The organism is Paenarthrobacter aurescens, from assembly GCF_041549525.1.
Classification (GTDB): Bacteria; Actinomycetota; Actinomycetes; order Actinomycetales; family Micrococcaceae; genus Arthrobacter; species Arthrobacter aurescens.
Genome location: NZ_CP157456.1, coordinates 3,347,628 through 3,365,716 on the forward strand (window position 1 = coordinate 3,347,628; position 18,089 = coordinate 3,365,716).

17 protein-coding genes are annotated in these 18,089 nt (G+C 62.0%); 6 read left to right on the forward strand and 11 right to left on the reverse strand.

All coding sequences use genetic code 11. From position 1 onward, the window contains the following. Nucleotides 1-61 precede the first annotated feature (61 nt). Both ABI796_RS15510 and ABI796_RS15515 read left to right on the forward strand, forming a co-directional pair. Nucleotides 62-784 carry a hypothetical protein gene (locus tag ABI796_RS15510; RefSeq protein ID WP_170224853.1) on the forward strand — a complete coding sequence of 241 codons (723 nt, stop codon included), beginning with the start codon at nucleotides 62-64 and terminating at the stop codon, nucleotides 782-784. 261 nt (nucleotides 785-1,045) lie between these two features. Continuing rightward, complete coding sequence (locus tag ABI796_RS15515) at nucleotides 1,046-1,819, forward strand: hypothetical protein (protein ID WP_141281216.1); 774 nt, start codon at nucleotides 1,046-1,048, stop codon at nucleotides 1,817-1,819. A 48-nt stretch (nucleotides 1,820-1,867) separates the two neighbouring features. Here ABI796_RS15515 and ABI796_RS15520 read toward each other — a convergent pair whose 3' ends face one another. Beyond that, nucleotides 1,868-2,575, reverse strand: coding sequence for a redox-sensing transcriptional repressor Rex (locus ABI796_RS15520; RefSeq protein WP_141281215.1), 708 nt, complete (start codon nucleotides 2,573-2,575; stop codon nucleotides 1,868-1,870). Nucleotides 2,576-2,651: 76 nt separating this feature from the next. After that, entirely contained in the window at nucleotides 2,652-2,906 is a 255-nt protein-coding gene (locus ABI796_RS15525; RefSeq protein ID WP_141281213.1) for a glutaredoxin family protein, read from the reverse strand. A gap of 164 nt (nucleotides 2,907-3,070) precedes the next feature. On the opposite strand from ABI796_RS15525, the gene ABI796_RS15530 reads away from it, so the two are divergent. Together ABI796_RS15530 and ABI796_RS15535 are read left to right on the forward strand one after the other, a co-directional pair. Continuing rightward, complete coding sequence (locus tag ABI796_RS15530; RefSeq protein WP_141281211.1) at nucleotides 3,071-3,934, forward strand: HAD family phosphatase; 864 nt, start codon at nucleotides 3,071-3,073, stop codon at nucleotides 3,932-3,934. Nucleotides 3,935-4,081: 147 nt separating this feature from the next. After that, nucleotides 4,082-5,044 (forward strand): DUF559 domain-containing protein, encoded by a 963-nt coding sequence (locus tag ABI796_RS15535; protein WP_174754462.1) that lies wholly within the window; start codon nucleotides 4,082-4,084, stop codon nucleotides 5,042-5,044. Between the two features lie 129 nt (nucleotides 5,045-5,173). On the opposite strand, the gene ABI796_RS15540 is transcribed toward ABI796_RS15535, so the two are convergent. The 4 genes from ABI796_RS15540 to ABI796_RS15555 all read right to left on the reverse strand — a co-directional run bounded on the left by ABI796_RS15540 (nucleotide 5,174) and on the right by ABI796_RS15555 (nucleotide 8,194). Further along, on the reverse strand, nucleotides 5,174-5,272 hold the full coding sequence (locus ABI796_RS15540) for a 30S ribosomal protein bS22 (RefSeq protein WP_003792170.1): 99 nt from the start codon (nucleotides 5,270-5,272) through the stop codon (nucleotides 5,174-5,176). A gap of 164 nt (nucleotides 5,273-5,436) precedes the next feature. Next, the gene (locus ABI796_RS15545) at nucleotides 5,437-5,649 is read right to left on the reverse strand and encodes a helix-turn-helix domain-containing protein (protein ID WP_017199160.1); all 213 of its coding nucleotides are present in this window, start codon (nucleotides 5,647-5,649) and stop codon (nucleotides 5,437-5,439) included. A gap of 171 nt (nucleotides 5,650-5,820) precedes the next feature. Then, nucleotides 5,821-6,954 carry a 3-deoxy-7-phosphoheptulonate synthase gene (locus ABI796_RS15550; protein ID WP_141281207.1) on the reverse strand — a complete coding sequence of 378 codons (1,134 nt, stop codon included), beginning with the start codon at nucleotides 6,952-6,954 and terminating at the stop codon, nucleotides 5,821-5,823. Between the two features lie 220 nt (nucleotides 6,955-7,174). Then, nucleotides 7,175-8,194, reverse strand: coding sequence for an acetylxylan esterase (locus ABI796_RS15555; RefSeq protein ID WP_141281205.1), 1,020 nt, complete (start codon nucleotides 8,192-8,194; stop codon nucleotides 7,175-7,177). Nucleotides 8,195-8,460: 266 nt separating this feature from the next. On the opposite strand from ABI796_RS15555, the gene ABI796_RS15560 reads away from it, so the two are divergent. Further along, complete coding sequence (locus tag ABI796_RS15560) at nucleotides 8,461-10,524, forward strand: DUF6807 family protein (RefSeq protein WP_141281203.1); 2,064 nt, start codon at nucleotides 8,461-8,463, stop codon at nucleotides 10,522-10,524. Between the two features lie 71 nt (nucleotides 10,525-10,595). On the opposite strand, the gene ABI796_RS15565 is transcribed toward ABI796_RS15560, so the two are convergent. From ABI796_RS15565 to ABI796_RS15585, 5 genes are all read right to left on the reverse strand, one after another. After that, nucleotides 10,596-11,879 (reverse strand): MFS transporter, encoded by a 1,284-nt coding sequence (locus ABI796_RS15565; protein ID WP_141281201.1) that lies wholly within the window; start codon nucleotides 11,877-11,879, stop codon nucleotides 10,596-10,598. 104 nt (nucleotides 11,880-11,983) lie between these two features. Further along, entirely contained in the window at nucleotides 11,984-12,625 is a 642-nt protein-coding gene (locus ABI796_RS15570) for a Poxvirus protein I5 (protein ID WP_141281493.1), read from the reverse strand. 20 nt (nucleotides 12,626-12,645) lie between these two features. Then, nucleotides 12,646-13,563: a carbohydrate ABC transporter permease gene (locus ABI796_RS15575; protein ID WP_141281199.1), complete on the reverse strand. Its 918-nt coding sequence runs from the start codon at nucleotides 13,561-13,563 to the stop codon at nucleotides 12,646-12,648. Beyond that, nucleotides 13,560-14,513, reverse strand: a complete 954-nt coding sequence (locus ABI796_RS15580) for a carbohydrate ABC transporter permease (protein WP_141281197.1) — start codon at nucleotides 14,511-14,513, stop codon at nucleotides 13,560-13,562. Before ABI796_RS15580 ends, ABI796_RS15575 begins: the two co-directional genes overlap by 4 nt. A 46-nt stretch (nucleotides 14,514-14,559) precedes the next feature. Next, nucleotides 14,560-15,846 carry an ABC transporter substrate-binding protein gene (locus tag ABI796_RS15585; RefSeq protein ID WP_141281195.1) on the reverse strand — a complete coding sequence of 429 codons (1,287 nt, stop codon included), beginning with the start codon at nucleotides 15,844-15,846 and terminating at the stop codon, nucleotides 14,560-14,562. A 197-nt stretch (nucleotides 15,847-16,043) separates the two neighbouring features. Between ABI796_RS15585 and ABI796_RS15590 the strand changes: the two genes are divergently transcribed. Then, nucleotides 16,044-18,080: a beta-galactosidase gene (locus tag ABI796_RS15590; protein ID WP_141281193.1), complete on the forward strand. Its 2,037-nt coding sequence runs from the start codon at nucleotides 16,044-16,046 to the stop codon at nucleotides 18,078-18,080. The last annotated feature ends 9 nt before the right edge of the window (nucleotides 18,081-18,089 follow it).

Genomic DNA, 18,089 nt, shown 5'->3' on the forward strand with positions numbered 1-18,089 from the left:
TAGCTGCGTGTTAGCTCCGAATTTCCTATGCATCCTTCAACCTGCGGTCTAAAGTGATGCCATGAGTACCCCAGACGAAACACCACAGCCACAGCAGCCCGGCGCCCAGCCACCGCAGCCCGGCAATGTTCCACCTGCGGGTCACCAAACACCGCAGCCCGGCAACACTCCACCGTCCGGCTACCAGCCGCCGCAAGGTTACCAGCCCCCGCAGGGCTACCAGCCGCCGTCGCAACCGGGCCAGTATTCACAGCCCGGACCGGCGCAGCCCACAGCCGGCCAGTCCGGATTCCACTTCGAAATGCCCACTGACGGCCCCCGGAACTTCAACGACGTCATGCCCCAAGGCGGATTCTCGGGAATGTTCAAAACCCAGGGCCTGCCCACCGAATTGAAGGTTTCCTACTTCATCTGGGTCATCTCCGGGCTCCTCGGGCTGTTGTTTGGGCTCATCGCATTCTTCGCCGTGATCGCCGCATTCGCCTTCGCCCCAGGATTCGCTGCCATCGCACTGATCCTCCTTCTGCTCACCTTGGCCGTGTCCGCCGCACAAGTAGTCCTGGCCATGAAAATGAAGGAAGGCAAGGAGTGGGCCCGCCTCGCGTTGACCATCCTTGCCGGCATTTCCCTCCTGCTGGCCATCTTCGGGGCAGCCAGTGGCGGCGGTTCCGGGATGGGCCTGGGCGGTAACTGGTTCGGCTTCCTTGTCAGCGCCGTTGCCGTGGTCTTGATGTGGCTCCCCAATTCACAGCTCTGGTTCAAGGCAGTAAAGGGTCACGCCTGAGACCTGCCCGAGTACCGTCGTCGAGCATTAACGGCGGAAATGCGTGCTGAAGGCCGCGGTTGAACCTCCGGGTTGCCGCGGCCTTCATCATGAAGGCGTAAGCCCACATGATGATTTTTCCTGCCAGCTTGAAATAACTGCGTGTGATCGTCTGCAGCGTCCGGACCCGGGATGTACGGTGGTAGCAGAACCACGCTGGGGGCAGGGTCAATTTGCTGATCCCGGCGGCCGCACCAGCAGTCGAACAAGCAAAGGAATGCCATGAGCAACCCTCCGTACCCGCCCTCAAACCCGGGCGATCCCAACCAGCCCGGGACCGACGGTTCCCAGCCATCTGCACCGCAGACCCCGGCACCGCAGTACGGTCAGCCCGCCGCCCCGCAGTACGGGCAGCAGTCCCCCGCCGCACCCCAGTACGGCCAGCCCGCCGCCCCCCAATACGGGCAGCAGTCCGCACCGCAGTATGGCCAGCAGCCTTCCCCCTATGGTCAGCCTCCCGCAGCTCCGCAGTACGGCCAGGACACCAACTGGCCAAGCCAGCAGCCCGGACCCACCACCGTGCCGCCCATGGTTAACTACGCGTTCTGGATGATCATCGCCGCCGGCATCCTTTCCGCCATCAGCTCCTTGCTCCTGGCCACCACCGGCGCCGACGTCTTCATTGACATGATGAATCAGCAGGCCGCTCAACAGGGCACGGATCTTCCGCCGGAAAGCATGGAAGGCATGCGTGGCATCATGGCCGTCAGCGCCATAGTCGGTGCCATCTTGAGCCTCGGCCTGTATGCATTGGTCGCTTTCCCGGTCCGGAAAGGCAAGAACTGGGCAAGGATCCTGGGCACAGTCTTCGCTGCCATCTCGGTACTTGGCCTCACGGGCCTGTTCCAGTTCGGTCCCACGTACGGCTTCATGCAGCTGATCGTGATTCTCCTGGGCGTTGCAGCAATCGTCATGCTCTACCTGCCGGCGTCGGCTCCGTACTTCCGCAAGGCGCAGCCGTTCGGCAATCCTTACCAGAACCCCTACGGCCGCTAAAAACGCAGGCTTTCAAGCACCCAACGCGGGCGCGGACCCCGGCAAAGGCTAAACAGCCTGGCCCGGTGTCTGCGCCCGTTGTGCGTGATAGGCCAGAATCTGTAGCTCGGTTGCCATGTCCACCTTCCGGAGGTTGACGTGGGGTGGAACCTGCAGCAATACCGGGGCGAAACTGAGGATGCTCCGGATCCCGGCGGCAATGACGCGGTCGCACACGGCCTGGGCCACGGTGGCGGGCAGCGCCAGGACCACCATGTTGGTGTGGGTTCGTTCAAGGACCCGCTCAAGTTCGGCCGAATCACTGACCCGCAACCAGCCCACCTCATTGCCGATCACCATGGGGTCGGCGTCGAAGATGGCAACTACGTCAAAGCCGCGTGATTCGAAACCGCCATACCGGGCGAGGGCTTTGCCGAGGTTACCGGCACCAACAATCGCCACTTTCCAGTCGTGGGTCAGGCCCAGAGCTGCCGCGATGTGGCGGCTCAGGTACTGGACCTCGTAGCCCACACCACGGGTCCCGTAAGAGCCAACGTAGGAGAGGTCCTTGCGGAGTGTGGATGAACTGACGCCTGAGGCTTCCGCCAGCGCTTCAGAGGAAACCCGTTCAACGCCCTCGGCCAAGAGCGAGTTGAGCGCGCGCAAATAGAGGGTCATCCGGGCCACAGCCGCGGGTGGGATCTGCTTGGCGGCAGGCTCGTTGTCTCCGGTTGTGGCTTCCGGGGACGGTTCCAGCGCAGTCACGGTATTCTCCATTGCGTCGCTTTGTTGTTCCACTCTATGACCCTCGCCCGGACTCAACAAAAGCCATTACCTGCGGGTAGATCCACCCTCAGCTCTCCAGGACTTTCTTCAAGGTCCGGGTGAGCCGCTCCTCGTCGATCTTCCAGAAATCGCGCTGGATGCCATTGACCAGAACTACTGGAATCTCCTCAGCGAAGCGCTCCTGAAGTTGGGGGTCGCTGTCAATCCTCTGTTCGGTCCACTGCACGCCAAGACTTTTTGTGACGCGCTCGACGGCGGCACGCGCCTCGGTGCAGAGGTGGCAGTCAGCTTTGGTGAGGAGGACGACGTCGGGAATAGCCATGTCTCAAAGGTACCGGCCCAACCATCTCTCACATCCCACCCCCCTCCCGCCCAACCCTCACTCACATCCCACCCCCTCCCGCCCAACCCTCACTCACATCCCACCCGAGGGTTGCCGGGAGTGCGCACCCAACGCGGGACCCGGTGATTGACTAGACTCAAGGCATGCCCGAGGAGAAGAACGCCGCCGTGGTCGCAGATGCCTTGGTGCAGCAGGATGCCGCACAGAGGGATGCGGCCAAAACGGACATCGCCCGGAAGTACGCCGGCGAGGCCGCTTTCTTTGACGTCGACAATACGTTGATGAAAGGTGCAAGCCTCTTCCACGTGGCACGCAAAATGTACGAGCGCAAAGCCTTCACACTTTCCCAGGCTGCTGGGTTCGCTTGGAAACAGTTCAAGTTCGTTATGCGCGGCGAGAACATGGAGGACGTCCATTCCGTGCGTGACTCCGCCTTGACACTGGCTGCGGGCATCACCGTGGAAGACATCAAGGCCTTGGGCGAAGAGGTCTACGACGAAATGATCGAGTCACGGATCTGGCCGGGGACCAAAGCGCTTGCCGAACAGCACCTTCGGGTTGGCCGGAAAGTGTGGCTTGTGACGGCCACGCCCATCGAGGTGGCTACGGTCATTTCCACCCGACTCGGCCTTACTGGTGCCCTGGGTACCGTGGGCGAAGTGGACGAAGGCATGTACACGGGAAAATTGGTTGGCGACATCCTGCACGGACCCGCCAAGGCGATCGCAGTCCAACTCGTGGCAGATCGCGAAGGGCTGGATTTGGACCATTGCTGGGCTTACAGCGACTCCGCCAATGACATCCCTTTGCTCACAATGGTGGGGCATCCTGTGGTCATAAACCCGGATGCAAAGCTGCGGCGGCACGCTCGCGAAAACAACTGGCCCGTTTACGACTTCCGTTCCGGACGCCGTGCCGCAACGCTTGGTCTCAAAGCCGCTACTGTCGGCGGAGCCGTCTACGGCCTATGGCGCGGGTTCTCGAAGTTCCGCGGTCCCCGCCTCTAACGCTCTCTCACATCCTGCCCGTTTAAACCCCACGCTCGCTCACATCCCACCCGCTTAAACGCAACGCTCTCTCACATCCCGCACGTCCCTCAGCAAGCCTGTGGATAACTTCGGATGCCTCGGACGGTTCTGGGCGAGAATGCCGGTATGCAGAATTCCACCGCCTTCCATCCACGACTGACTACTGCGCCCTTCACACTCGAGGAAGCCGGCGCAGCGGGCCTCAAGCCATCCCAGCTGTGGAACAGCGTCAAGATCAGCGGAGTCAGCCGAGGTCTCTACCGGCATACGGATTGGGATTTCGAATTGTCGGCGGCTGCAAGGTCGCTCTCGGCTGCAACTCCGGGTGCCTGGATTTCACATGTAACGGCCGCGAGGCTACATGGCTTTTCCCTTCCGCCGTGGCTATCAGATTCCAACGAACTGCACCTCAGCAAGCCTCGGCACCTTCCGTCCGTTCGCCGGAAAGGGGTAATCGGACACACGGTGATAGCCTCCGCAGATGAAGTCGAGTACGTCCGTGGCATCAGGATGAGCACCAGGTCACGGACGTGGTTGGATCTGGCACGACGCGTGACGGTCCCTGACCTCGTTTGCATGGGCGATGAGCTTATAAGGATTCCCCGGCCAGAGTTCGAAGAACGCGAAACGCCATTCACTACTCTTGAAGCCCTCCGCAAACTGGTAGATAGACATAAGAATTTGCAGGGTGTTGTTCGGGCACGGGAGGCACTGGATCTCATGCGCGTGGGCGCCGATTCCGCGCCCGAGTCCCTGCTCCGGTTGGCGATGCTCGACGCAGGCATCCCCGAACCCGATCTTCAGGTCAAGCTCCGGCCGAGTGATCCGTTCTCTCCCTCGGCGGATCTAGGGTTTCGGGCCCGGCGAGTGGCGCTACAGTACGACGGCGGTCATCACCAGGAGCGGGAACAGATATTTAGCGATCGGCGACGCGACAAAGCATTTGAGGCAGCAGGATGGACGGTCCTCAAATTTGGAAAAGAGGACCTGGCGGACAACTTCTCATCGGCCACAAAGAAGATAAAGAGCGCGCTGCGGTCAGCGTGGCAGGATCCTGCCGTCAGTTCAGGTTTTTCACCAGGGACGTGAGAGAGGGACCCACCAAACCCCACGGGACGTGAGAGAGGGACCCACCAAACCCCCACGGGACGTGAGAGAGGGTGCAAAAATGCCCGCCACCTCGAGAGGCAACGGGCATTCACGCTTGACGAAGTATCTCTACTTCTTATTGCGGCGCTGGTGGCGAGTCTTGCGAAGCAGCTTGCGGTGCTTCTTCTTGGCCATACGCTTGCGGCGCTTCTTAATAACTGAACCCACGAAAGTTCCTTACAAATTAGAAGTTCCTGCCGGTGTGGACCAACCCGCCGAGGCAGACAGTACAACTGACAGATTCTTACATTGACGTAAAACGTTCCTTAACAGAGTACCGCTTCAAAGGGGCTTCCCATGACCACGATCCAGGGGACGGACCCCGGCAGGTCTCAGGCGGTCTCGGATTGCCCGTCCACCACAGCACCTTTGAGGTACTGGGCAACAGCCTCTTCGGGAACCCGGAAGGAACGGCCGAACCTCACGGCGGGCATTTCCCCTGAGTGAACCAGGCGGTACACGGTCATTTTGGAAACACGCAGGACGTCGGCCACCTCGGCCACCGTCATGAAACGCGCATTCGAGAAGTTAGTCTCCGCGGACATTTCCCATATTCCTTTGCTCTCAGACAGTAGGACACCCCCAGTGGAACGGTGTGCCGATGCTGAGCCATCAAACAACCATGTGCTAGATACTCTAGAGGCTGATGGGGCCAATGTGAAAGAGCCCGCGACTGTGATCTCGCCATTCAGGCCACTCCCCGGCCAGCGGGCACGCTATGCCGCGACCACAGCCCGACGCTTCCGGGCGGACGCCGCAAGCTGCTCCAACACCGAGGCCGTAACATCCCACTCCATGCAGGCATCCGTGACGCTTTGGCCGTAAACAAGCTCCTGCTCCCCCGCAAGCTGCGCAGCCACATCCAGGTTCTGCGCGCCACCCACGAGGAAGCTCTCCAGCATGACACCGGCGATCGGCGAGCTCTCCCCTGCCTCAAGCTGCGCACCGATTTCCAGGGCAACCTCAGCCTGGCGGTGGTGACTCTTCCCACTGTTGGCGTGCGAAGCATCCACAATCAGTCGCGGGTTCAGTCCCTTGGCGGCCAGCTTGGACGACGCCGCTGCAACATCCTCGGCAGCGTAGTTGGGTCCCTTGCGTCCGCCGCGCAGGATCACGTGGGTGTCGGGGTTTCCGGAGGTCGCTACGAGAGCCGCGCGGCCGTCGTCGTCGATTCCCAGGAAGGCTTGCTCAGCGGCAGAGGCACCACAAGCGTCGATGGCTACCTGGAGATCGCCGTCGGTGCCGTTCTTGAAGCCGATTGGCATGGAGAGCCCGGACGCAAGTTGGCGGTGAATCTGGCTTTCCGTGGTGCGGGCGCCAATGGCACCCCACGAGACGAGATCGGCCATGTATTGCGGGCTGATGGGCTCCAGGAATTCGGTGGCAGTGGGCAGTCCCAGCGCGGTGATCTGCTTCAGGAATCCGCGGGCGGCACGGAGGCCTGCGGCGATGTCGTGGCTGCCGTCAAGGTGGGGATCGTTGATGAGGCCCTTCCAGCCAACGGTGGTGCGGGGCTTCTCGAAGTAGGTCCGCATGACAATCAGCAGGTCTTCCTTGTGCTTCTCGGCCTGGCTGACCAGGCGGCGGGCGTATTCGAGGCCGGCCTTGGGATCGTGGATGGAGCACGGGCCAACAATGACCAGGAGGCGGTCATCCACGCCGTCCATGATGGCGCGGACCTGGTCACGGCCGCGGTCGACGACGGCAGCGGAGCGGGCGTCCAGCGGCAACTCCGCGATGAGGTCCTGCGGGGCCGGAAGCGGCTCGAAGCGGGCAACCCGCAGGTTGGAGGTAGCGGGTTGAGCGGCGTCAGATGCTGAGTTGAGGGATTCTGCGGCGATGCTGGTCATTTCTGGGTCCTGTTCCGGGATGCGGAGCGGGCCCCTTTTCAGAACCCGCCGGATATGGCGAAGGGCAGAGAATAATCTCTGCCCTGTTGGCTCTGAAGGAAAGTTGGATGCGTGTCAGTTAGACGCGGGCCCCTCCAGAGCCAACGAAAAATACGCATACCAACGGTTTGTCATAGCCACACCATAACCGCGGTTCTTCACACCGGGCAAATCATGTCCGTCATGATGACAAAAGTTTGCGCAGGAACTGCAACTGCTTGATCCAGTGGTGTTCCTGCCCGCCTTCATGGTTGTTGAAGCGGTAAACCTCGATGTCCTTTTCCGGTGCTCCGCCACGTCCGCCGGAGCCTGTCCCGTAGTTGTTGAAGCTCGCGAACACCGTTGATGGCGGGCAGATATCGTCCATTTGGGCTGCGGAAAACAGTGCGGGCACCGTGGCTGCGCGGCCCAAGTGGACGCCGTCGAAGTAGTTGAGTACCGCCAGCATGGGCTCATATTTCTCGCGGTGACGGCCCAGGAATCCGGCGATTTCCGGGTAGGGGCCACGCGGGGTGATGTCGATGGCGCGCGGGAAGTCCTGCAGGAACGGGACATCGGGCAGCGCGGCGATCACGCCGTCGAGCCTTCCTGCGGTTAGTCCGGCAGCAGCTACAGTGATGCCGCCACCTTGGCTCACGCCGGTGAGCACCACTTTTGAGGGGTCGACGGCGGGATGGCTCTGCGCCGCTTCAACGGCACGGAAGGCGTCCACGTAGACGCGGCGGAAGTAGTAGTTGTCCTGGTGATCAGCGCCCCGGGTCATGAGGCCCGCGTAGTTGACGCCACCGGCTGATGGATGCGGATCCGGAGTGTCTCCGGAGACCCCGCCGTAACCTTGCCCGCGTGTATCCATGATGAAGTGCGCGTAGCCCGCCTGAGCCCACCGGGTGTTCTGGTTGGCCAGGCCGCGGCCACCGGAGTAGCCAATGTACTCAACCACCACGGGAAGCTGCTCCCCCGGGTCCGCATGTGCGGGCAGGTGCAGCCAACCCTTGATGCGGTCTCCTCTGAAGCCGGAGAACGTGAGATCGAAGGTGTTGATCACGCTGAGGTAGTTCTCAACGGGTTCAAACACGGCATTGAGCGGCAGTTCCCTGGCTTCGGCGATGCTGCGGTCCCAAAATTGGTCGAAATCGGTGGGTGCTGCTGCTGTGGAGGAATAGTGGCGGAGTTGGTCAAGGGGAAGGTCAAAGAGGGGCATGGTCCGTTCCGGTTCAGGTGGGTCTGGCTGGCTGGTTCGGTGGGAAGTATCCGTGGAGGGCCTACAAGAGGACATCCTACGTCATGGAAACCCCGAAAGGCTCGGATTTGAATCGTTACATTCTGGTGGTGATCAGGCTAAACTGGTCGAAGTTGAGCTGCGGGAAAGCGTTTGCTGAGGTGTAGCCTAAACCCGCTCGAATACTTTTGTGAATACCTGGACGACGGCGTCACGCGCCATCGTTGCCGCGCCGCCAGAGGAGAGTCATGGACACCGCTTCCACCGAGTCCGCCAGCAATCTTGCCCCTATCGCTGCTGCAGGGACCACTGACACCCTGCCCGCCAGGATCGCCCTGGTGGGTGTCCACGGCTTCGGCACACACCACCTCCACAACCTGGAACGGCTCAGCGCCCAGGGCCTGGTTGACCTTGTAGCCGTGGCTGATCCGAATCCGCCGGCCCCCGGAGCCCTGCCGAAGACCACGGCTGTCCATGCAAACCTTGACGAGCTCCTGGCCGGCAATCACAAACCTGACGTCATCATTGTGGCTACTCCCATTCAGACACATGCCCCCTTGGCGTTGTCCGTGCTCGCTTCCGAAGCGGACCTCTACTTGGAGAAGCCTCCTGTGGCGTCAATGAGCGATTTCCTGCGCCTTCAGGAAGCTGCAGCGAAGGCCGGCCGCAGTGTGCAGATCGGGTTCCAGAGCCTCGGCTCCCACGCCCTGACAGAGTTGGAGAAGTTGGCCGCCGGGGAAGCTGCGGACAAGTTGCCGCCAATCGGCACTGTAAAGGGCATCTCCGCAACCGGGCGTTGGGTCCGGGACCGCGCGTACTACAAGCGGTCCCGCTGGGCAGGCAAACGCAGCCTGGACGGTGTGGATGTTGTGGACGGCGTCGCCACCAATCCCCTGGCCCACGCGATCGCCACGGCACTGCGCATTGCCGGAGCACGGACGGCTGATGATCTGGCATCAGTGGAAACGGACCTCTACCGCGCCAACGACATCGAAGCGGACGACACCTCAGTGATCCGCCTGCGCACCACAAACGGCCTGCCCATCACGTGCGCCCTCACGCTCTGCGCCACCGAATCCGTGGAACCCTACGTCACACTGCACGGCTCCGGGGGCACGGCAATTTTCCACTACACCGAGGACAGGGTGACGGTCCGTACTGAAGCCGGCCAAACCACCCACACTTTTGGGCGCGATGACCTCACCGGGAACCTCCTCCAGCACCTGTCCCAAGGAACTGAGCTGCTCAGCCCTCTGGATCACAGCGGCGCGTTCATGCGTGTCCTGGAGGCCATTCGGACCGCAGAGGCACCGGCCCTGATCCCCACCGAATACGTGAACTGGGTGGGCATGGGCGATCAAGCACATGCAGTGATTCCCAACATCGAGGACATCCTGGAACGTGCCACCCGCGCCCACGCTACTTTCTCCGAGCTTGGGCTACCTTGGGCACGGCCCATTCCGGGTGTTGCCGAGGCACTCTTCACCGCCGACGCCGGCCAGGCGCATACTCCCAACGCAGTCCTCCGGAGTGGAAGCAACCTCGCGCCCGAACTCTCCCCGCGGCCCTACCTGCACCCGGTCACCACAGCAGCCGGGACCGTAGTGACGGACCATCTGCCCTCCGATCACGTGTGGCACCTGGGCGTAGGTTTTGCCCTGCAGGACGTCAACGGAAGCAATTTCTGGGGTGGCCGAAGCTACCGAAGGACAGCGGGAAAGTATGTGGATCTGCTGGATCACGGGAGGATTCAAACGGTGGATGTCTCCCGCGAGGCAGACCTCACCACGCTCCATCTCCGCTGGCTGGGGGCAGACGGCAGCGCCCTCCTCGAGGAACGACGCACCCTGACCCGCACGGTACTGGATGAGCGCACGTGGCGACTTGACGTCCAAACCCGGCTTACCGCCGTCGTGGATGTTTCCTTGGGCAGCCCCGGTTCACATGGCGCCGCGGGCAGCGGTTACGGCGGTTTCTTCTGGCGCCTTCCTGTCAACACTTCCCCGCGCGTCTTCTCCTCCACAGCGGAGGGTGAGCCTTCCGTGCACGGCTCGGTGACGCCGTGGCTGGCTTGGACAGCAGAGTTCGACGGCGGCCCTGCCACTTTGGTGTTCGGCGCACCTCCGGAGCGGGCGGACCCGTGGTTTGTGCGGTGCAGTGATTACCCCGCCGTGGGTTCTGCACTGGCGTGGGATGCAGCCGTTGAGTTGGCGGCAGGCGACTCACTCACCCGGACCAACAGGGTATGGATCAGCGACGGAATCCTGGATGCTGCGCGGATTCAAGCCCTGGTGGACGGCGTCGGCAGCTAAGTCCCGCGTTTGTTGGTCCTTCTCGCCGTTGAAAGGTGAGGAGGACCAAGAAGAGCCGGAGCTGAAGAAGGCTAGGCCCGGCGGCGTGCCGAATAGTGCGAATAGCGCCAGAGCAGAAAGCCGATGATGGCCGCGGACACCATGCCCAACGCTCCTGTGACCACCAACCCGGCCCGGACGCCAAAGTCCTCAGTGAGCCAACCGGCCAGCAGGCCCCCCAAGGCGTGACCGCCCAGGAGCAGCGGGAAGTACAGTGCCAGGACCCTGCCGCGCACACTGGCGCCGGCCTCAAGCTGCACGGCGGTTGCTGCGCTGGTGAGGAAAACAAGGGTCATGAAGCCCACCACAATGAGCATCACCACAAACCATTCCTGGGTGGGCATCACGGCTGCGAGCGCTTGCGTCAGCCCGAAAAGCCCTGCGCTGGCCACGATCCCTTTGCGCCCGAAACGCTTGATGCGGGTGGCCACCAACGCTCCTGCGAGTGCCCCCAATGCACTCACAGTGTTGAAGAGCCCAAAGCCTGCGGGACCGCTGTGCCACACGCCATCGGCGAATGCTGCGAGGACTACTGGGCCGTTCATTCCGAAGGCCCCCAGGAGTCCGGCGAGCAGCATGGTCAGCAGCAGCGGCGGCCGGGCTACGACGAAGCGGAATCCCGCCAGGATCTGACCGCGCCGGGCACCGGGCTCAGGCGCCTCCGGCGAATGGTGTAGTTCCCCCGGCCTGATGCAGGCGATCATCACCAGTACCGATACGCCAATCAGGGCGTTCGCAGCGAAGGCCGCTGCCGGACCTGATTGGGCAATGACTACACCTGCCAGAGCCGGTCCTGCCATGGCCCCCAGCTGCCCTATGGCACTGTTGAGCCCGATCGCGGCGGGGAGTCCGGCGTCGCCCACTACCTCGTTGACGAACACCTGCCGTGCCGGTCCATCAATTGCACTGGTAACCCCCAGAGCTATACAGGATGCATAAACCACCCACACGTCCGTGCCTCCCATGGCGTTCCAAACGGCCAGAGCTGCAGCGAGCAAAGCGGCCACGGATTGGCAAACCAGGAGTATGCGGCGTTTGGGGAAAAGGTCCACCAGCACACCGCTGAGCGGACCCACCACCAGCATGGGGAGGAATTGGAGGGCGACGGCCACGCCAACTGCTGCCGGGCTGCCGGTGAGTTGCAGCACCAGCCAATCCTGGGCGAGGCGTTGCATCCACACCCCGCCGCTCCCTACAAGGGAAAGGGTGACGAAGATCCGGTAGTTGTGGTGCCGCAGGGGGTAATGCCAGGTTTCCGTGGAGCGGGTTCGCGGTGGGTTGGACTTGGGGCGCAGTGGGAACGGGCGCGGCGACACGGAGTGTTCTGCTCGATTCAGCGGGTCGGGACGGATTCTTGTGGAGTTTTTGTACAGCTCATGCCCTTAAGGAGGCTCCTTAAGGGCATGAGCTGTACAAAAACTCAACGGTGGGAGCGGATTTTGATGGCGGCTGCGGCCAGGACCAGGGTTCCGGGAACAATCACGAACAAGGCCTGCAGCATCCACACAAACACCACGGCCATGAACACCGCAGCGAGCAACAGGAGCGAGCCGGTCCAGTCGCGCAGGGCGTCGGTTTTGGCTTCAGAGTAAGCAAGCGCCCACCGCTGCCGGCCCGGAACCTCTGCAGGCTCCTGGCCGGACTCGCCGCTCCAGTTCACCCCGCCGCTCCAGTTGGCGGCGATCCGCAGGAACAGCACTGCCCCCGCCGCCGCCAGGATCAGGGTGGCGGGCAGGATCACTCCCCGGCCGGGCAGTTGCCCCACCAGAGCGAGCAACAGGTTAAGGACAATCACGACGGCGGCTACCGCCGTCGTGATTCCCAGCTTCCAGCTGCCGGGAAGCGCCCGCCGGAAATTGCCCCACAGGCTTCGGAGGGAATCATCCCTGCCGCTGAGGTGCCTTTCCAGGTGCGCGACGCCGGCCGCGTAGGCCGCCGGCGCCGTCACCATGGGGATGGAAAGGAGGAGCACGATGACTCCCGCCAGGATGGTCTCGGCGAAGAGGGCAAAACGGTTGACCGGAATTCCGGGGTTTCCCGAAGCCTTGCCTGTGGCGTTCATAGTGCTCATTCCTTTGTTCCTTAACCCTTGAGGCCCTGCGTTGAAACGCCTTCTACGATGTAGCGCTGGAAGACCAGGAAGAACACCAGCACGGGCAGGAGGGCCAGCACGGACATGGCGATCATAGCCCCGTAGTCCGAGCTCTGGGTCTGGTCCACGAAGAGCCGAAGCGCCAGGGGCAGCGGGTATTTCTCCGGGGTGTTGAGGTAGAGCAACGGGCCCAGGAAGTCGTTCCAGCTCCAGATGAAGGAGAAAATGGAGGTGGAAATCAGGGCCGGCTTCATCAGCGGCAGCATGATGGATCCGAAGATCCGCACGTGGCCCGCGCCATCGATCCTTGCTGCTTCGTCAAGTTCGGCCGGCAGGCCACGCATGAACTGGACCATGAGGAACACGAAGAACGCATCCGCGGCGAGGAACTTGCCGATCAGCAGCGGCACATAGGTATCCACCAGGCCAAGCTGCTGGAACACGATGTACTGCGGGATGATCACCACGTGGAATGGCAGGAGCAAGGTGGCGATCATCATGCCGAAGAACAGGCCCCGGCCCGGGAAGTTGATCCGGGCGAAAGCGTAGGCGGAGATGGATGCCGAGAGAACTGTTCCCACCACGGCGCCGACGGCAAGGATCAAGGAGTTGGTGAAGAACGTCAGTGTGGAGACGCCGCCGATTCCTTCCATTGCCGTGACGAAGTTGTCGAAGCTGAAATTGTTGGACCAGAGCGCGTTGTTGGCGCCGCCGATCTCCGAGTTTGGCTTGAAGGACGCGGAAATCATCCAGATGGCCGGGTAGAGGACCATCGCCACCAGCGCCAGGGCAACAATGTGGAAAATGGCGCTCTTGACGCGCTTGGCGGCGGTGGACTCGGACTTCGGGTTGTAGACCGGTGCCGGCGCTTTCGTTGAGGATTGCGTGGGAGTTGCCATGGTTGTCATTTCGAATCACCGCTGTAGTGGACCCAGGACTTGGAGGTCTTGAAGAAGATCAGCGTGATGATGCCGACCACAACCACCAGGAGCCAGGCCATTGCCGAGGCGTAGCCCATCCGGAAGTCGCTGAAACCGCGCAAGTACAGGTAGAGGGTGTAGAAGAGGGTGGATCCGGCGGGGCCGCCTTCACCGTTGGAGATGATGTAGGCCGAAGCGAAGATCTGGAACGCGTGGATGGTTTCCATCAGCAGGTTGAAGAAGATCACCGGGGACAGCATGGGCCAGGTGATGTTCAGGAATTTCCGCACCGGGCCGGCACCGTCCATGGACGCAGCCTCGTAGAGGTCTGCCGGGATCTGCTTCAGGCCGGCCAGGAAGATCACCATGGGGGCACCGAACTGCCATACGGTCAGCAGGATCATCATGGGCATGGTCATGGAGGGGTTGCCCACCCAACCGCCCAGGTTGATCCCGAAGAAGGACAGGCCTTGGTCCACGGGGCCGGAATCGCCGAACATGGCTTTCCAGACGATCGCGATGGACACCGAGGCACCGATCAGGGACGGCGCGTAGAAGGCCGAGCGGTAGAAACCCTGGCCCTTGCGCTTGCTGTTGAGCAGCATGGCGATTGCCAAAGCGGCGGCGAGCTTCAGCGGAGTACCAAAGATGACGTAGTTCAGGGTCACTCCCACCGACTGCAGGAACCGTTCGTCCTGGAAGAGGGTGGCGTAGTTGTCAAAGCCGATCCATTTGGGGGCTTCGAACAGGTTGTAGTTGGTGAAGGAGAGGTACAGCGAGGAAATCATGGGGCCCACGGTCAGGGCGATGAATCCCAGCAACCAGGGCAACAGGAACGTGTAGCCGGCGCGGGCATCCGCCCCCCGGCGCCGCGATTTGCGCGGCTGCGGGGAAGCGGAGGGCGTCGAGCGCCTGCTCAGGGTTGGGCTTTGAGTCACGAGATCAGTCCGTCAGTAGGGGAAGCCGGTATCAGGGGCATCCTGATCAGGCGTTCTGCTTGATGAGGTCTTCGGCTTCCTTGAACCATGCATCTGCTGCGCCGTCCAGGGTCAACTTGCCGTAGTTCAGATCGGAACTGACCCGCTTGAACGAGGCTTCAAGCGTGCCGAAACCGACGATGGGAGGCTCAGGGGCGTCCTTAAGGTACTTCTCGATGGACTTCTCGTAATCCACCACGAGCTTGTCAGTTCCTTCGAAGGTGGTGCCGTCGCGCTGGGTCTTCGACGCCGGGACGCCGCGGGAGGTCTTGAAGATCTGGCCAACCTCGGGATCGTTGACCATGAAATCGATGAAGCGGGCAGCGGCATCCTTGTACTTGGTCTTGGCGCTGGCCACCATGAGCATGGAGGGCTTGAGGAAGAGGCCCAGGTTGTCCGGATCATCGGAGGGAACCGGCACCAGCTTCAGTTCCTTGGCTCCACTGTCGCCAAGGTAGCCAGCCATGAAGTTATCCCAGGTGACTTCGCTTGCGGTGACGTTTGACCCCATGGCGGACTTGGGGGCGAGCTGGGTAACACGCTCTTCAGGAACCAGTGCGGGGGTGCCGCGAAGCTCGGCTGTGGTGTTCCACCACTTCTTGAGGTCATCCTTGGTGAAGCCAAGCTTGCCGTCCTCGGTGAAGGCCTGAATGTTGTTCTGACGCAGCCAGATGTTGAACATCCACCACACACCGGTGTAATCGGTACCGCCGAAGAACGTCCCGTTGGCCTTTTGTCCTACCTCCAGCATGAAGGCGTTGAACTCCTTGTAGGTCCACTGGCCATCAGGCTCGGCAACGCCAAGGCTCTGGAGCTTGGCGGGATCGTAGTACACGGCGAAGGCGTTGGTGCTGGTGGGGATGCCGTAGGTCTTGCCGCGGATCTGTCCGGAGGGAAGCAGGGACTTGTCGAAGGCGTCGGTGTTGATTTTCACGGTGCTGAGGTCAAGGAGCTGGTTCCGCTGACCGTAATCACGCAGGTAGGAAAGGTCCCACTGCATGACGTCCGGCAGGCCGCCGCCGGCTGCTTCAGTGGCACGCTTCTGCCAGTATCCGGCGAAGTCGGTGAAGTTGCCGTTGACCTTGATGTCCGGGTTCTTGGACTCGAACAGTGCAATGGCCTTGCGGGTACGTTCTGCCCTGTCGTCGTTGCCCCACCAGGTGTAGTTGATGGTGACGGGGTTCTCCGCGGAACCGGTCTGTCCAGCGGATGAGGACTGGCCACACGCGGAGAGGAACGCGGCAGATGCAGTGCCGAGAGCCACCGTGGTGAGGAATTTCCTTCTATCGATCATGAGAGCCTCCTTGCTCAGTTGGTGCAAGCTTCCGAGTTCTCTACAACGTGGCAGTGATCTCGCTTACACTCGTTCTGAATCGATACAATATCCCTAATCCGAGATCTGGGCAAGCGTTTTCCAAAGAAGGTGTTTTCACCGATACGCTGCACCTATAGCCTCAGAACCAGCACGGCCAACCTGACGAAGGAGTCCACTTGACCTCCCCGCAAAGCCCCCACCGCCCACCCCTCTGGAACAAACTCCACGGCCTCGCCTACGGCGGCGACTACAACCCCGAACAGTGGCCGGAAGAGATTCGGCGTGAAGACATCGAGCTCATGAAGGAAGCAGGGGTGAACTTTCTGAGCGTTGGCATCTTCTCTTGGGGGCTCCTGGAACCCACCGAAGGAAACTACGATTTCGGCTGGCTGGACACCGTCATGGACAACCTCCACGAAGCCGGGATCAAGGTAGCCCTGGCAACCGCCACCGCCTCTCCACCTGCCTGGCTGGCCCGCAAATATCCCGAAATCCTGCCCGTCACCGCCGAAGGAGTCCGGCTGGAACGGGGCTCGCGACGCCACTACACGCCGTCGTCGTCCGTGTACCGCAAGTACGCCACCGCCATGACGCGCGTGATCGCCGAACGTTATAAAAACCACCCGGCTTTGGCGCTCTGGCATGTGGACAACGAACTTGGCTGCCACGTTGGTGAGTTCCACGGAGAAGAGGACGTCACCGCGTTCCGAGCATGGCTGCAGCGCCGGTACGGCACCATCGAAGAACTCAACGACGTCTGGGGAACGGCCTTCTGGTCCCAGCACTACGCCTCTTTCGAGGAAATCATTCCACCGGGCGCAGCGCCCACCACGCTGAACCCCGGCCAGCAGCTGGACTTCGCCCGCTTCAATTCATGGGTGTTCATTGACTTCTACCGTGAACTGCTGGCAGTGATCCGCGAGGTCACCCCGGACGTCCCGGCAACCACCAACTTCATGGTCTCAAGCGCAACCAAAGCCTTGGACTACTTCGATTGGTCCAAGGACATGGACGTGATCGCCAACGATCACTACCTTGTTGCCGCTGATCCGGAGCGGGAAATCGAACTGGCGTTCAGCGCGGACCTGACCCGCGGCGTTGCCGGCGGGGAGCCGTGGGTCCTCATGGAACACTCGACGTCGGCGGTCAACTGGCAGCCGCACAACCAGCCCAAGATGCCCGGCGAAATGCTCAGGAACTCGCTGGCTCATGTTGCCCGTGGCGCGGACGCCGTGATGTTCTTCCAGTGGCGGCAAAGCAAAGCCGGCTCGGAGAAGTTCCACTCCGCCATGGTCCCCCACGGCGGCCGCGATACCCAGGTATGGCGGAATGTTGTGGAGCTCGGTGACGCCTTGTCCAAACTGGAACCCGTCAAGGGCTCGCGCGTGGAATCGCGCGTTGCGATCGTTTTCGATTACGAAGCCTGGTGGGCCTCGGAGCTGGACTCGCACCCGAATAATTCACTGAAATACCTGGACACCATGCGCGCATTCCACCGCTCGCTGTACCTGCGCGGCATCACCGCGGACTTCGTCCATCCCTCGGCGGAGCTTTCCGGATATGACCTCATCCTGGTGTGCACTTTGTACGCCGTCACGGATGCGGCGGCCGCCTCCATTGCTGCCGCAGCGGAGGCAGGCGCTACGGTACTCATCAGCTACTTCAGCGGGATTGTTGACGAACGGGACCATGTCCGGCTGGGCGGCTACCCGGGCGCATTCCGGGAATTGCTGGGGATCCGGAGCGAGGAATTCCACCCGCTCTTCCCGGGCACCTCGCTCACCCTGGGAAACGGGGAGGTGTTCAACGCAGGAACAACCGGCACCGTATGGAGCGAGCACGTGCACGCCGGCGGGGATACCCAAGTTCTGGCAAGCTTCACCGACTACCCGCTGGCCGATGTCCCTGCCCTGACCCGGCGCAGCGTAGGCGCCGGCTCGGCCTGGTACCTGGCAACCCTTCCGGACTCCGATGGCATTGATGCACTGACCGCGCGGCTCGTGGCCGAGGCCGGGGTGACCGCCGTGACCGAGGCGACTGCCGGCGTCGAGCTTCTCCGGCGTCGCGGTGCTGACGGCAGCAGCTTCCTGTTCGCCATCAACCACAGCCGGGAAGAGGTCACGGTGAAGGCCGACGGCGGCGAGCTGCTCAGCGGCGAACGCTTCACCGGTGTTGTTCCCGCCGGAGCCGTGGCCGTGATTGCGGAAGACTGACGATCTGAC

Bases quoted from the DNA above. Each gene is read 5' to 3' on its own strand.
- ABI796_RS15535 (WP_174754462.1), top strand. From the start codon at position 4,082: ATGCAGAATTCCACCGCCTTCCATCCACGACTGACTACTGCGCCCTTC.
- ABI796_RS15545 (WP_017199160.1), bottom strand. From the start codon at position 5,649: ATGTCCGCGGAGACTAACTTCTCGAATGCGCGTTTCATGACGGTGGCC.
- ABI796_RS15555 (WP_141281205.1), bottom strand. From the start codon at position 8,194: ATGCCCCTCTTTGACCTTCCCCTTGACCAACTCCGCCACTATTCCTCC.
- ABI796_RS15530 (WP_141281211.1), top strand. From the start codon at position 3,071: ATGCCCGAGGAGAAGAACGCCGCCGTGGTCGCAGATGCCTTGGTGCAG.
- ABI796_RS15510 (WP_170224853.1), top strand. From the start codon at position 62: ATGAGTACCCCAGACGAAACACCACAGCCACAGCAGCCCGGCGCCCAG.
- ABI796_RS15520 (WP_141281215.1), bottom strand. From the start codon at position 2,575: ATGGAGAATACCGTGACTGCGCTGGAACCGTCCCCGGAAGCCACAACC.
- ABI796_RS15560 (WP_141281203.1), top strand. From the start codon at position 8,461: ATGGACACCGCTTCCACCGAGTCCGCCAGCAATCTTGCCCCTATCGCT.
- ABI796_RS15575 (WP_141281199.1), bottom strand. From the start codon at position 13,563: ATGACAACCATGGCAACTCCCACGCAATCCTCAACGAAAGCGCCGGCA.
- ABI796_RS15525 (WP_141281213.1), bottom strand. From the start codon at position 2,906: ATGGCTATTCCCGACGTCGTCCTCCTCACCAAAGCTGACTGCCACCTC.
- ABI796_RS15550 (WP_141281207.1), bottom strand. From the start codon at position 6,954: ATGACCAGCATCGCCGCAGAATCCCTCAACTCAGCATCTGACGCCGCT.
- ABI796_RS15515 (WP_141281216.1), top strand. From the start codon at position 1,046: ATGAGCAACCCTCCGTACCCGCCCTCAAACCCGGGCGATCCCAACCAG.
- ABI796_RS15570 (WP_141281493.1), bottom strand. From the start codon at position 12,625: ATGAACGCCACAGGCAAGGCTTCGGGAAACCCCGGAATTCCGGTCAAC.
- ABI796_RS15585 (WP_141281195.1), bottom strand. From the start codon at position 15,846: ATGATCGATAGAAGGAAATTCCTCACCACGGTGGCTCTCGGCACTGCA.